Source organism: Streptomyces sp. NPDC028331 (assembly GCF_055565775.1).
On the sequence record NZ_JBVHTR010000001.1, the window covers coordinates 66,267 to 78,740 of the forward strand.

General features: G+C 69.7%; 10 protein-coding genes and 1 pseudogene. 3 read left to right on the top strand and 8 right to left on the bottom strand.

Annotated elements, in window-relative coordinates:
- Nucleotides 1-6: 6 nt before the first annotated feature.
- From ACZ4SW_RS00315 to ACZ4SW_RS00335, 5 genes and pseudogenes are all read right to left on the bottom strand, one after another.
- Nucleotides 7-543, bottom strand: coding sequence for a dCTP deaminase (locus tag ACZ4SW_RS00315; protein ID WP_468235907.1), 537 nt, complete (start codon nt 541-543; stop codon nt 7-9).
- Nucleotides 540-1,079 (bottom strand): dCTP deaminase, encoded by a 540-nt coding sequence (gene dcd, locus ACZ4SW_RS00320; protein WP_468235909.1) that lies wholly within the window; start codon nt 1,077-1,079, stop codon nt 540-542. Before dcd ends, ACZ4SW_RS00315 begins: the two co-directional genes overlap by 4 nt.
- Nucleotides 1,079-2,313, bottom strand: a pseudogene (locus tag ACZ4SW_RS00325) (bifunctional UDP-sugar hydrolase/5'-nucleotidase). The gene dcd and the pseudogene ACZ4SW_RS00325 overlap by 1 nt, the downstream one beginning before the upstream one ends.
- On the bottom strand, nt 2,310-3,629 hold the full coding sequence (locus tag ACZ4SW_RS00330; RefSeq protein ID WP_468235912.1) for a UDP-N-acetylglucosamine 1-carboxyvinyltransferase: 1,320 nt from the start codon (nt 3,627-3,629) through the stop codon (nt 2,310-2,312). Before ACZ4SW_RS00330 ends, ACZ4SW_RS00325 begins: the two are co-directional and overlap by 4 nt.
- The gene (locus ACZ4SW_RS00335; RefSeq protein ID WP_468235914.1) at nt 3,629-4,069 is read right to left on the bottom strand and encodes an ATP-binding protein; all 441 of its coding nucleotides are present in this window, start codon (nt 4,067-4,069) and stop codon (nt 3,629-3,631) included. Before ACZ4SW_RS00335 ends, ACZ4SW_RS00330 begins: the two co-directional genes overlap by 1 nt.
- A 175-nt stretch (nt 4,070-4,244) precedes the next feature.
- On the opposite strand from ACZ4SW_RS00335, the gene ACZ4SW_RS00340 reads away from it, so the two are divergent.
- From ACZ4SW_RS00340 to ACZ4SW_RS00350, 3 genes are all read left to right on the top strand, one after another.
- Nucleotides 4,245-5,516 (top strand): helix-turn-helix domain-containing protein, encoded by a 1,272-nt coding sequence (locus tag ACZ4SW_RS00340; RefSeq protein WP_468235916.1) that lies wholly within the window; start codon nt 4,245-4,247, stop codon nt 5,514-5,516.
- Complete coding sequence (locus ACZ4SW_RS00345; RefSeq protein WP_468235919.1) at nt 5,513-6,067, top strand: flavoprotein; 555 nt, start codon at nt 5,513-5,515, stop codon at nt 6,065-6,067. Before ACZ4SW_RS00340 ends, ACZ4SW_RS00345 begins: the two co-directional genes overlap by 4 nt.
- A 945-nt stretch (nt 6,068-7,012) precedes the next feature.
- Nucleotides 7,013-9,487 (top strand): SpoIIE family protein phosphatase, encoded by a 2,475-nt coding sequence (locus ACZ4SW_RS00350; protein WP_468235921.1) that lies wholly within the window; start codon nt 7,013-7,015, stop codon nt 9,485-9,487.
- A gap of 40 nt (nt 9,488-9,527) precedes the next feature.
- Here ACZ4SW_RS00350 and ACZ4SW_RS00355 read toward each other — a convergent pair whose 3' ends face one another.
- The 3 genes from ACZ4SW_RS00355 to ACZ4SW_RS00365 form a co-directional block, all read right to left on the bottom strand.
- The gene (locus tag ACZ4SW_RS00355; RefSeq protein ID WP_468235923.1) at nt 9,528-9,992 is read right to left on the bottom strand and encodes an ATP-binding protein; all 465 of its coding nucleotides are present in this window, start codon (nt 9,990-9,992) and stop codon (nt 9,528-9,530) included.
- Between the two features lie 93 nt (nt 9,993-10,085).
- Nucleotides 10,086-11,795, bottom strand: coding sequence for a relaxase/mobilization nuclease domain-containing protein (locus ACZ4SW_RS00360; protein WP_468235925.1), 1,710 nt, complete (start codon nt 11,793-11,795; stop codon nt 10,086-10,088).
- Entirely contained in the window at nt 11,792-12,442 is a 651-nt protein-coding gene (locus ACZ4SW_RS00365) for a MobC family plasmid mobilization relaxosome protein (protein WP_468235928.1), read from the bottom strand. The genes ACZ4SW_RS00360 and ACZ4SW_RS00365 overlap by 4 nt, the downstream gene beginning before the upstream one ends.
- Nucleotides 12,443-12,474 lie beyond the last annotated feature (32 nt).

Here is a 12,474-nt window from a genome sequence, read left to right on the forward strand (position 1 = left end):
TGGCGTTCACCGCGCTCCTCCGTCGATCTCCTCGTAGAGGCGCGAGATGTCGATGCCTTCCGTGGACGCGTACTTGGCGGGCTGCTGCTGGTAGCTCGCCGGGGCGCCGAAGGTGGTGAGGAAGACGAGCTTGCCGAAGGTCATGCCTGGATACACGCGCACCGGTCGGACGGCGCGGATCTCCAGCGTCCAGCGGATCGCGTGGCCCTGGTGCCCAAGCGGAGCCGACACGTGGACCCAGATGCCCAGGGAGCCGATGGTGCGGTCGCCGTTCAGCAGCTGCGCATACGTCTCCGAACCGGTCCGTTCCAGGGTGATGCCGAGGTAGAGCAGGCCAGGGCGCAGCACCAGGCCGGCGTCGGGGATGGACTGCTCGGTGAAGGTGGTGGGCATTGCGGCGTCGAGGTCGCCGCCGCAGACGCGGATGGTGTTGCCGAGGCGCCAGTCGTAGGCGTTGGGGGAGACGCGGCTGGGCTCGTACGGGTCGATGGTGATCTCGCCGGCCTGGACGGCGGCGGCGATGGCGGGGCCGGTGAGGATCACGAGGCCACCGCCCGGAGTCGGGTGAGGTCTCGCCAGTAGGCGGAGGGCTGCGGGCCTGTGGCGGCCTGGTACTTGCCGCGGTAGAGGTCGATGGCGCCGGTGGAGAGGAAGAACATGATCTGCCCGATCTTCATGCCGGCGTACACGCGCAGCGGTCGGATCGGGGTGAGCATGAGCGTCCACTGGCCGTGGAAGCCGATGTCGCCGATGGGGGCGGTGATCTCGACAAACAGGCCGAGACGTCCGACGGAGGAGCGGCCGAACAGCAGCGGCACGAAGGTGTCGGAGCCGACCTCTTCGAGGGTGTGGCCGAGGTAGAGCTCGCCCGGCTGGAGGACGTGCCCGTCCGGGCCGATGGTGGTTTCGCGGGTGAGGTTGGGCCGGTGGGCGTCCAAGACGGGGCCCGTGTAGGTGATCAGGGTGGGGCCCAGACGCACGTTGTAGCTGTTGGGGTTGACCTGGTCGGCGGCGAACGGGGTGATGCGGAGGCGGCCGTCGTGAGCGGCAGCGGTGATCTCCGGGCCGGTGAGGATCATTAACTGCCTCCTTCCGCGGTGTCGGGGGCAGTGAGGATGTGCTGGACAGCCTGGTCCAGACGCAGGCCGGCCTCGTGCGTGCGCTCGCCGAGGTAGGTGTCGGCGAGGTAGTCGGTGGTCAGCACGGTGGTGACGGCATCCGGCAAGGGATCGGGGGCGGTGACGAGCGGGCCGGTCTGGGTGGTCAGCTGTGACAGCCAGCGGGGGAGGTCGCTGCGTGCCGGCTCAGGTACGTGGGCGTGCACCAGCTGGTTGCCGAACGGTTCGATGGAGAGCAGGTGGCCCTGGGTGAGGGTGTCGCCGAGTGGTACGGCGCGTAGTGCCGTCTCGTTGAGGATGACCGTGTCTGCCCCGAGTGCCGTACGCAGGCGGGCGGCGAGGTCCAGGAGCACATTGCGCCGGTCGAGGGGCTGGTGGCGGTAGGTCGGACTGATGGCGCCGAGGACGGCGGCCAGCTGCTGTCTGACGTCCTCGATGCGTGAGCGCAGGCCCGCAAGCTCCGCGGGGACGAAGCTCGGGAGCTGATCCGGGAAGGATGTAGTGCCTGCGCCCCATCCCGCGCCCACGGGCGTGGCGATCGCATAGCCTTCGGCGAGCTCCCGACCCTTGACGACCAGGGTGCCGTCGACTCGGACCGGCCGTACTGATCGCTGTGGCAGTGCCCGGCGAAGACCACGTCGAGGAACGGACAGGCCGCCGCGAGTTTCCGGTCCCCGTCGAAGCCGGAGTGGCTGAGCAGGACCCAGCTGTCCACCTCGTGGTGGTGGGCGAGAATCACCTCGCGCAGGGCCTGGAGGGGATCGGTGACGCAGCGGCCGGCTCGTTGGGCGGCCGGGATCGAGTGGAAGGCTTGCCAACCGATCACAGCGGTTACGCCGACGCGCCGTCCATCGATGTCGGCGATGTACAGGCGGCGGAACAGGGCGTCGCCAGTGTTGGCATCGACGGCGTTGGCGCAGACAGTGCGCCGGTGAAGGTCGGGTTCGAAGTGGTGGGGCCAGCCATGGTTGCCAGGGGCCAGCACGTCGTAGAGCCCGAGCAGGATCTCCCGCTCGATCGTGCCGCGACCGAGGCGGTAGTACCCACTGCCTTCGAAGAAGTCGCCGCAGTCCACGATGAGCGAGGTCGGGCGCAGCGCGTGGAGGTGAGTCAGGAACGGCGCGGCGTTGTCGAAAGCGGAATGCACGTCGGTCGTGGCAACGATCAGGCGGAGGACGCGGCCATCGCTGGTCATGGGGTGACCTCGCAGATGTCGGCACCCAGGGTGCGCAGCTTGCCGGACAGGTCGGCGTGGCCGCGGCGCAGCTGGTCGAGGCCGCCGATGGTGGTGACGCCTCGGGCCGTGAGGCCGACGACCATGAGGGCGGACCCGGTGCGGATGTCGGTGGCTTCGACGCCCGCGCCCGTCAGCTGCTGGGGCCCGGTCAGGCGGCATTCGGTGGGGGAGATCTCCTCGATCCGGGCGCCCAGGCGGGACAGCTGCGGCAGCAGGTTGCCGTGGCGGCCGGGATTGATGGCGTCGGCGAACAGATGCGTGCCGGGCAGTCCGAGGGCGAGTGCCATGAGCGGTGGTTCGAAGTCGGCGTCGAGGCCCGCAGGGCTCAGAGAGGCGATGGCCCGCAGGGGACGACCAGTGGGGGCTGTCTCATGCGCGCGGACAGTAAGGCCACCCGGCTCCGCGTCTGCGGGGATGCCGAGCTGATGAAGGGCAGCCACGAACGGGCCTACGTCCTTGCCCTGCACGCCGTCGATGCGGGCAGTACCGCGCGTAGCGGCGATCGCGCAGGCCAGCGTGGCTGCCTCGACCTTGTCTCCGGGCACGGTCCAGGCAGCGGGGGCAGTCGGCGGCGAGGAGGGCGGCGAGAGAGTGAGTACATGTTCGCCGGCCCGCGTCTCCCAGCCCACCGAACTCAGGGCGTCGAGCACGCTCAGGACTTCGGGCGAGAGATTGGGCTGACCCAGCCGTAAAGGCCGGCCGGTTGTGAGGGCGCGCAATGTCGCGGCCACGGTCGCACCGCGAGAGCGGAAGGGCAGTGCGATGGAGACGGTGCCGGTGTGAGAGGTGAGGGCCTCGATGCCGTATCCGGAGCTGTCCTGCCGGCTCCGGTCGCCGAACGCCTCGTACACGTTGAAGTGCAGCTCCATCCCGCGCGCACCGATCCGGCAGCCGCCCGGCCAGGGCAGCCGTGCCTGGCCGTAACGCGCGAGCAGGGCGGGGACGAGGTAGTACGAGGCGCGGATGTGGGCTGCCTGCGCCAGATGGGGCAGCCGTTGAGATGCCTCCGTCGGCAGGATCACGTAAGTGGTCGGTTCGCCGACGGGCTGCGTGACATGCCAGCCCGCCTGGTGCAGCAGAGTGAGCATGATCTGGACGTCCGTGCTGTCCGGGACGTTGCTCAATCGGCCCGGGCGACCGAGGGCCGCTGCGGCGGCCAGGAGCGGCAGAGCGGCGTTCTTGGAGCCGTCGACGCTCACGGTGCCGGCGAGCGGCGGCCCGGGGCGTACGGCGATCACCTCGGCGGCCACGCCGGGGGCGTGGGTGGTTGTCATCATCGACTCCTCTGGAGGGGCGGGAAACAGGCGACTTCCTGGCTGGGTTTGCTGGTCAGGTCGATTTCGGCCCAGCAGCGCTTGCCGGTCACGGTCGGTTCGGCGTGGTACCGGTCGGCGAGAGCGGCGACGAGGAACAGACCCCGGCCGCCCTCGCTGTCCGCGTCGGGCAGAGCCGGCTGGGGCAGGACCGGGCTCGTGTCGCAGACCTCGATCCGCAGGACGGCCTCGTCGAGACAGACCGCGAGCGAGACGGATCCGGTGCCGGCGTACTGGACCGCGTTGGTGACGAGCTCGCTGACCAGCAGTTCGGCTGTGTGCACCACCTCGGCGCCCAGTCCCGAGCCCCAGCCCGCTATCGCGTCCACGGCCTGGTGCCGGGCCTGGCTTGCTGCGGCGGGCGTCGCGGGTAGGGAAAGAGCGAGCTGGTGCGCTTCCATGAGCGGCCTCCCGGTGCAGGTGGGGCCACACCAAGCAACCAGTCCGTCGCCGCGAGTGGTGAGCCCTGACGCGGGCGATGCATGACTTATGCAGGGGCTGCATCACGGCCAACTACGGCTGATCTATGCTCGATTGAGCAGGCAGGATCAGCGACGGCGGAAGGAGCCGTGGCAGATGGCCGACGCGCATGGGGAAGCGAGACGGATCGGAGACCGGATCCGTCGGGCACGGGTGTTACAGCGGCGTTCACAGCACGACGTGGCCGCAGCGCTTGGGTATCACCAGTCCAAGGTGAGCCGTCTGGAGATCGGTCGCGGCACGGAGGACATCCGCGTACTACGCGCCATCGCGCAGGAACTGAACATCCCGCCTCATGAGTTGGGCCTCGCCCCGTCTCAGGACGTCTCCGCCGCCGATCAAGAAGCTGACGCCATGCACCGCCGCACCTTCCTCGCCGCGAGCATCGCAGCGCTCGCGGCCCCGGCCGGCTCTTCGGCCTCGCACACCGCCCTTGTCCAGGCCCTCCTGCCCGGTCCCGGCCCCGCGGGCACCGGTGGCCCCCAGGGCACGGCCGTCCTGTACGAACGCGTCGGATCAGCACTGAGGCTCTTCCACACCTGCCACTACACGGAGTTGGAGCGCATCCTCCCGAGCCTGATTGCCGACCTGCGACTGGCGGTCGGTGATGCGACGGACGGGGACACGGTGTCCCGGCTCCTGGCCACGGCGTACCAGACGACGACGAGCCTGCTGCTCAAGCAGCACGACCAGGGCAACGCATGGCTCGCCGTCGGCCGGGCGATGGCAGAAGCCGAACGCTCAGGCGACCCAGTCGTCCTCGCCTCCAGCGTCCGTGTCCAGGCCCACGTGCTGGTCCGTGAGAAGCACGCCACGGAGGCCGTCACCCTGGTCCGGCACACCGCTGACCAGCTCACCGGCTCCTACGACCGGCGTTCACCGAAGTACCTCGCCGCCGTGGGACTGCTGCTCCTGCGCGGTGTGACCGCGGCCAGCAGTCGTGGTGATCGCGCGGCCACGAAGGAATTCCTAACCGAGGCGAAAGAAGTCTCGCGTTACGTCACTCTCGACCGGCCCGACGCCTGGGCCACCTTCAGCCCGACCAATGTCGCCCTGCACGAGCTGAGCGCTCTGGTGGCTTTCGGCGACGCCGGCCTCGCCCTTCAGGCGGCCCGGCCCCTCATGCGTCGGCACATCCCGGTCCCCGAGCGCCGCGCCGCACTATGGGTCGAGGCGGCCCGCGCCTACAGCCAGCAGGGCCGCCTCGCCGACGGCTACCAGGCCCTGCGCATCGCCGAGACCTGTGCCGCCCAGGACATCCGCCGCCCCGATGTCCGCCACCTGGTCGCCGATATGGCCGCCCGCGACCGCCGACGTACCCTGCCGGAACTGCACCACTTCAGCCGCCAACTGGGAGTCCCCGCGTGACCGAACCGACTGCCCCGGACAAGAAGCCCTTCCTGTACGTCGTCGTGTGCGCGGCAGGCGTGGCCCGTGACGTCGGCAAGCTGATCACGGCCGCCCAGGAGGCGAACTGGGATGTCGGCGTCATCGCCACACCGCAGGGATTTGGCTTCATCGACGCTACGGCGATCGAGGCACAGACCGGCTACCCGATCCGCTCCGCCTGGCGTTCACCGGGAGACCCGCGCCCCCTGCCCCCGGCGGACGCGATCGCTGTGGCTCCCGCCACCTTCAACACGATCAACAAGTGGGCCGCCGGGATCTCCGACACCCTCGCCCTGGGCATCCTGTGCGAGGCGTACGGCATGGACATCCCGACCGTGGCACTGCCCTACCTGAACTCCGCCCAGGCCGCCCACCCCGCCTACCAGCAGAGCCTGGACCGGCTGCGGGGGATGGGTGTCGTGGTCGGTTCGTGCGAGCCGCACCGGCCGAGGGCCGGCGGCGCGGCGGAGCGCTTCAGCTGGGAGGAAGCACTGGACTTGCTGGAGCCTCTGGTCAGCCCGGCGCGGTGACGCTGCTTCCTCCACCGGACCGGATGCTGGGGACCGAGTCAGGGCGCGACACCGGAGAACGGTCGGCTGGGTGGGCAGAACGAAGAGTCGAGCTGCAAGGCCGACTCCGTCGGGGGCGATGACGCCCTGCGCTCTGCCTCGGCAAGTCCGCAGCTTGCCGAGGCCGCCGCCCGACCTGGTCAGTGACCGGATCGGCGAGCAAATCATGCTGATGAGGCGTTGATGCTGCTTTCCGGGGACCCTGGCGTTGGGGGCAGGGCGGGGTGAGCGGCTTGGTCCGCGACCGAGTCCGTCTCCTCGTCCTCGCTGCCGTCCGGCCAGCGGCCGAACGGACCGATGGGCCGCTCAGGCGTGGCGCCGAGCGTGCGCGGCCCCTTCGTACGGTGCTGCAACGGAATCATGTGTCATTCCCTCGACGTTGGTCTGCGCTGACGGCGGTGACTCGCAGCCGTCGTCCCGCCCTTGGTTTGTCCAACGATCCGGTGCACCCTTTCGTCGCTGGTGCAGTCCGCGAACTGGAGTGTGCGGAGGGTGATCAGCCTGGGTCGATGTCGCGGCCACGGCCGGGCGGTCCGCCCGGGCCGGGCCAAGGGCCGCTCTCCCGGAAGGGGGAGGTCATGAACCAGGGCCGGCTGTGTGCACGGTGATGGGTCCGTCGGCATCGCGGCGGCCCGTTCATTCAATCGGCCTCATGGTGCCCTGGGCGGTCGTGGCCGCGCACTGACTCCCCTCCTGGCGGCCAGGCAGCAAAAAGCCCCGGTCACGCCCTACGGGGGAAAGGCCGGACCGGGGCCTGTGCGGCGTATCTTAGCGCGGCTGCGGGCTGCCGGGCAGGTGCGTCACTGCGCGCACAGCGCTACCTTTCCCGCCCAGCCGTTGTGCCTCCGCTCCAGCAGGCAGATTCTTGGAGGAAGGCGCGCTGACCGTGCCGTGGTAACAGCGAGGATGGACGTCGTGGCCACTTTGACATCCGCCCCTGGGGCGGCCGATCGCGGCGACCCGCTGGGTGTCACGCGCGCAGCCGTCGTCACGCTGGACGAACGGAAACGGGTGACCGGCTGGAGCCCGCAGGCTGAGCGGCTGCTCGGCTACCACGCGAAGGAAGTGCTTGGCCGACCGGTCGGTGTGCTGTTGGCGCGGGCGGGTGAAGCGAACGGGGACTGGCCTGGCTCGCAGGCGGACCATGGCATGCCTGTTCAAGCGGTTCTGCGTCACCGCTCCGGTCACTCTCTTCGGGCAGCGACGGCGCTGCACCGGCTCCCGGCGGGCACCGCCTACCTCCTGTTGCTGGCGGATGCCGAGGACCATACGGAGTGGCAGTTTCGGCAGGCCGTGCTCCACGGCCTTGCCGCTGATTCCTCGATCGCGCTGACGATCTATGGCCCGGACCTGCGGGTGGCCTGGGCCAATGCCGCGGCGCGAAAAGAGCTGCCGGGGGAGTTCGCGCAGTATCTGGGGCGCAGTGAGGGCGATCTGTATCCCGGTAGCCAGGTGCTCTCCGCTGGGCACCCGTCCTCGGTGACGCAGCTGATGGGCGAGGTGCTCGCCTCCGGGCAGTCCGTCGTAGATCTTCTGTATCGGGGACGTACTCTGGCGGATCCGGATCGCGAGCACGTGTGGTCACTGTCCTACTACCGACTGCAGGATGTGGCAGGCCGGACGCTGGGCGTGTGTGAGGAGTCGGTCGACGTCACCGATCTGTACCGAGCTCAGCACAGACTGATACTGCTGAACAAGGCCGCTGCCCGGATCGGCAGCACCCTGGACCTCGACCGCACGGCAGAAGAATTCGCCGAGATCCTGGTGCCCGAGATCGCCGACTTCATCGCTGTCGACTTGATCGGGGCCGTTCTGGGCGGCCGTGAACCCGATGCCCGTTCCGTCGCCCGGACGGGCGACATGCGCCGGGCCGTCCACCGATCCGTCCGCGAGGACCTGCCCGAAGTCGTCGTCCCACCTGGCGGCACGGTGGGGTATGCGGACGGGTCCCCGCAGTGGCAGTGTCTTGCAAGCGGGCGCCCCGTCCTGAACGCGGTGTTGGCGCCTTCGAGTCCTTGGCTGGTGGAGGACAGCGCGCGCAGCACCGTCAGACGAGAGCTGGGCATCCACTCCCACATGGTGGTTCCGCTCCGGGCCCGGGACGTGACCATGGGAGTGGCGACCCTGATGCGGTGGCGCAGCCCTGAACCCTTCACACCGGAAGACCTGCTCCTCGTCGAGGAACTCGCTGCCCGGGCTGCTGTCTGCATCGACAACGCACGCCGGTTCACCAGAGAGCGGCACTCCGCGCTGATGCTCCAGCGCAGTCTGCTGCCGCACGAAATGCCCGCCCGCGCTGCCGTGGAAGCTGCTTACCGCTATCTGCCGGCCGACTCTGAGGCAGGGGTGGGCGGAGACTGGTTCGATGTCCTGCCCCTGGCGTGTGCCCGGGTGGGGCTGGTGGTCGGCGACGTCGTCGGACACGGCCTGCGTGCCGCTGCCACCATGGGCCGGCTGCGCACAGCCGTGCACACGCTCGCCGATCTGGATCTGCCCCCCGACGAACTGCTGGCACACCTCGACGACCTGGTCCAGCGCCTGGCCGAGGAGGCCGAGATCGCGCATCCCGAGGGAGCCGAGGGCGTGGTCGGTGCCACGTGCCTGTACGGCGTCTACGACTCGGTCACGCGGCGTGCGACGTTCGCCAGCGCCGGGCATCCGCCACCTGCCATCGCACACAGGAACAAGCCGGTGGAGTTCTGCGACATCCCGATCGGCCCCCTGCTCGGTGTGGGCGGTATGCCCTTCGAAGCGGTTGAGGTCGACATCCCGGACGACTGCGTCGTGGCTCTGTACACCGACGGTCTGATCACGGCCTCCGAGTCCGATATGGACATCGGTCTGGCGCGACTGAGCTTCGCGCTCGCCCATCCGGACCGCCCACTGGAAGAGATCACCGGCACCCTGGAGCGCATCCTGCTGCCCGATCGTCCTCCGGACGACGTCGCCTTCCTGGTTGCCCGGCCTCGCCCCCTGCCTGCCGACTGCGTCGCCTCATGGGGGCTGGCCTTCGAACTGGAAACGGCCGGACGGGCCCGCGCGCTGACCGGCGAGCGCCTCGCTCAGTGGCGGCTTGAGGAACTGACCTTCGCGGCCGAGTTGATCGTCAGCGAACTGGTCACCAACGCGGTCCGGCATGCGCGCGGCCCCGTTTCCCTGCGGCTCATCCGGACGGAGAACCGTCTCATCTGCGCGGTATCGGACGGCAGCAGCACCGCACCCCACATGCGAAGGGCGAAAGCCGGCGATGAAGGAGGCCGCGGCCTCTTCCTGGTGGCACAGTTCGCCGCGCGCTGGGGCACCCGCCACACCTCGGACGGCAAAATCATCTGGGCGGAACTGCTCGCCCCTGCGGCAGAAACGGGCACCTTCTTCCCTTGACATCGACCGCCGCCCACAGCACCTATGGCCATGTCGCAACTCAGTGGGCCACTGGAAGGACGGCACGGACGGACTTGCCCTGACTGTGGACCTCGACGGTGATGTCGGTGGCCAGCTCCTGGACGAGGTACCAGCCGAACCCACCTGGCTGGAAGGCGTTGGTGCGACTGAGTCGTGGAGGGTCGGTGCTGGCGTCGGAGACGGTGACCACGACGCTGCCGGGCCCGGCAGCCAGCCGGAACCCTTTGACGCCGCCGGCGTGCCGCTCGGCGTTCGTCACCAGCTCGGACACCACGAGGAGCACCGCTTCGGCTTCCGCGCCGTTCGACGGCCCCACCGATTCCAAGAAGCTGCGGGTGATGTCACGCGCCTGGGCTGCCGTGCGTATGTACGCCTCGTAGGTTCCGCGGTCATTGTCCTCCTCGGATGAGTGCACCATCACCTTCTCCAGTGTCTGACTCTCTCGGTCCAGTCTTGTGCCCAGAATGTGGTTGATCATCCGCATTCCGGATCGCCGCAGCCAGCTCAGGGTCGGGCGGGGTGAGGCACCTTCCTTTCTGCGGACAGCCTCCCGGTGGCGAGGCCGTCAGCGCCGGGCCTACCGGTACCGAGCAGGTGCCGCAGTACCGGGTTCCGACGGGTTCGGCGGGGTCTGGCCAGGCTGTGCCGGTCGTGCTGTCGCGCTTGTGTGGGCTTGTGCGGCTCGTGCTCGATCGCTGGGCGACTGCCGGGCAGCGAGCCGTTGGATGTGCCAGGTGAGGGTTCCGGCGGTGGAGCGGGCGTCGTCGAGGGTGCGCCGCTGTGCGGCGTGCCGGAGGAGCCGCTCGGGGTCGTGGCCGATGTTCTCGGCTTCGGTCAAAGCGGCGGCCAGTGCCGGCCAGGCGGGGTCGTCGAATACCTGTTGGGCGTGCTCGGGCAGGATCGCGATGATGCGCTGGGCGTGACGTTCCACGATGTCGGCGGGTGGCCGGCGCTGGGCCAGGGCGGCCAGCGGCTCGGCAGCAGCCTGTCGGTAGGCGGCCTGGAGATGGACCAGGGTCTGGTGGGCGGCGGTGACCTGCTGGTCGTGCCGGCGGGCTTGGTGCCAGCGGGCTGTGGCTATGACGACGAGGACGGCTATGTCGAGGAACATGGCCAGCCCGGAGCCGTCGCCGGTGACCGGTGCGATACGCAGGGCGCGCACTGCGCTCCGCAGAGCGCGGGCCTGGTCCTGCTGGGCGCGGATGCGGGAGCGGGTGGCGCGTTCGAAGACGATGGCGGCCTGCTGCAGGTGTGGCCGCAGGTGGCTGGGGGCGAGCAGCGGCAGCACGTCTATGGCTTCGCCGAAGGCCGCGATGTGGGCCTGGGCGGCTGAGTCGTCACCGTGGTCGAGGTGGTGGCGGATGCGCTCGCTTGCTGCGGCGGCCTGGTGCCAGGGGTTGGGCCTGCGCCGGCTGCCCGCCTGCGAGACGGACGGGGCCTCGACCGCGGTGAGGCGTTCCGCGATCTTGGGGAAGGACAGGTCGGGGGCGAGTTTGGCGCCGGAGAACCAGATCGGCTCGCCGGCGGCGTTGGTGTCGCCTTCCAGGGCGACCTTGTAGCCGCGCACGTCGCCGGAGGGGAAGCGCTGGACGTTGATGAGCACGCCGTCGACGCCGTCGAGCAGGTGGAGGAAGTCTTCGGGGCTGGTGGCGATGGACACCAGCTGCCGAATGGTGGTGCGCAGGTGCTCGCGGGAGGTCTTGGTCTTGCCGGTGCGGCGGGCCTTCTCCGTCTCGGCGCGGGTGGGGCGCTGGGCGGCGGTGCGGTCGCCGCGCACCACCTGCTTCAGGCCGTATTCCTTCTCGATGGCCGCGAGTTCCTTGTCCGCGGTCAGGTAGTCGTTCCAGTGGCGGGCGGTGCGCAGGTCGCCTCGGACCTTGGTGGCGGCGATGTGGATGTGGTCGTCGGCGTGGCGTACGGCGACCCACCGGCACCCGTCGGGGTCGTCTTGTGGCGCGATGCCGGTGGCGGCTACAACGCGGCGCGCGATGTCGGCCCATTCGGCGTCGGTGAGGTGTCGGTCGCCGGGGGCGGCACGGACAGAGCAGTGCCAAACGTGCCGCTCGGGTGCGCGGCCCAGTCGGCGGGCTTGTTTGACCCGCAGGTCGAGGTCGGCCACGAGGCGCTTCTTTGTGGCGTCGGAGTCGTTGGCGCGGCCGGGGTCGGGGGCGAAGCCGTCCCAGGAGGCGACCAGGTGCGGGTCGGTGTGGTCCTTGGCCTTCTTCGTGTCGAACAGATACCGGATCAGGCCGGCGGTGCTCTTGCCGCTGCCGATCTTGGCGATCACCGGGCGGCCTTCGGGGAGACGGCGTGGTTCATGGTCTGCGCGATGTCGACGATGGCGGCGCGGACGGCGTCCAGGGTGTGCTCGGTCTGGGCGAGGATAGCGGTGTCTACAGGGTGCGGATCGCCTCCGGCGTTGAGGCGGTGGGCGATCTGGTTGACGTTGTTGCCGATGCGGGCGACCTGGGCCCGCAGGGCGTCGAGCTTGTCGAGGCAGTCGTCGAGCTGGGTGCGCTGCCCAGCCAGGCCCACGCTAAGGTCACCGTCGAGGTACGCCATGACCACGGCGCCGACGAGGTGGGCGGCGGCGATGCCCAGCTTGCGGGCGCGGGTGAGGATCCGGGTCTTCTCGTCGATGCTGTAGCGGACGTCGACGCGCTCTTTGCGCTGGACGCTCTGGCGGGTACGACGGCGGGCGATACGACGCAGGGTGACTTCGTCGGCGAGCGCGGCGGGGGACTGCTCGGCCGCGTCGGCGGGCGTTTCCTCCTCGGGCACCCCCTGGTGCCCGAGCTCCTCCGCCACCCCCGGGGTGGAGGTGTCCGCGTTGGACCGGCCCTTGGACGGTCCAACGTCATACCTTGCTGCGCTGGTGGCGGTAGTGGTCATCTGCTGCGGCAGGCTTGGCACTTCGTGGTGAGGGTCGTGCATCGGGCGGTTCTCCGTGCGTTGTGGGAAAGAGG

Bases quoted from the DNA above. Each gene is read 5' to 3' on its own strand.
- ACZ4SW_RS00350 (WP_468235921.1), top strand. From the start codon at position 7,013: ATGGACGTCGTGGCCACTTTGACATCCGCCCCTGGGGCGGCCGATCGC.
- ACZ4SW_RS00335 (WP_468235914.1), bottom strand. From the start codon at position 4,069: ATGGAAGCGCACCAGCTCGCTCTTTCCCTACCCGCGACGCCCGCCGCA.
- ACZ4SW_RS00355 (WP_468235923.1), bottom strand. From the start codon at position 9,992: ATGCGGATGATCAACCACATTCTGGGCACAAGACTGGACCGAGAGAGT.
- ACZ4SW_RS00330 (WP_468235912.1), bottom strand. From the start codon at position 3,629: ATGACAACCACCCACGCCCCCGGCGTGGCCGCCGAGGTGATCGCCGTA.
- ACZ4SW_RS00340 (WP_468235916.1), top strand. From the start codon at position 4,245: ATGGCCGACGCGCATGGGGAAGCGAGACGGATCGGAGACCGGATCCGT.
- dcd (WP_468235909.1), bottom strand. From the start codon at position 1,079: ATGATCCTCACCGGCCCGGAGATCACCGCTGCCGCTCACGACGGCCGC.
- ACZ4SW_RS00365 (WP_468235928.1), bottom strand. From the start codon at position 12,442: ATGCACGACCCTCACCACGAAGTGCCAAGCCTGCCGCAGCAGATGACC.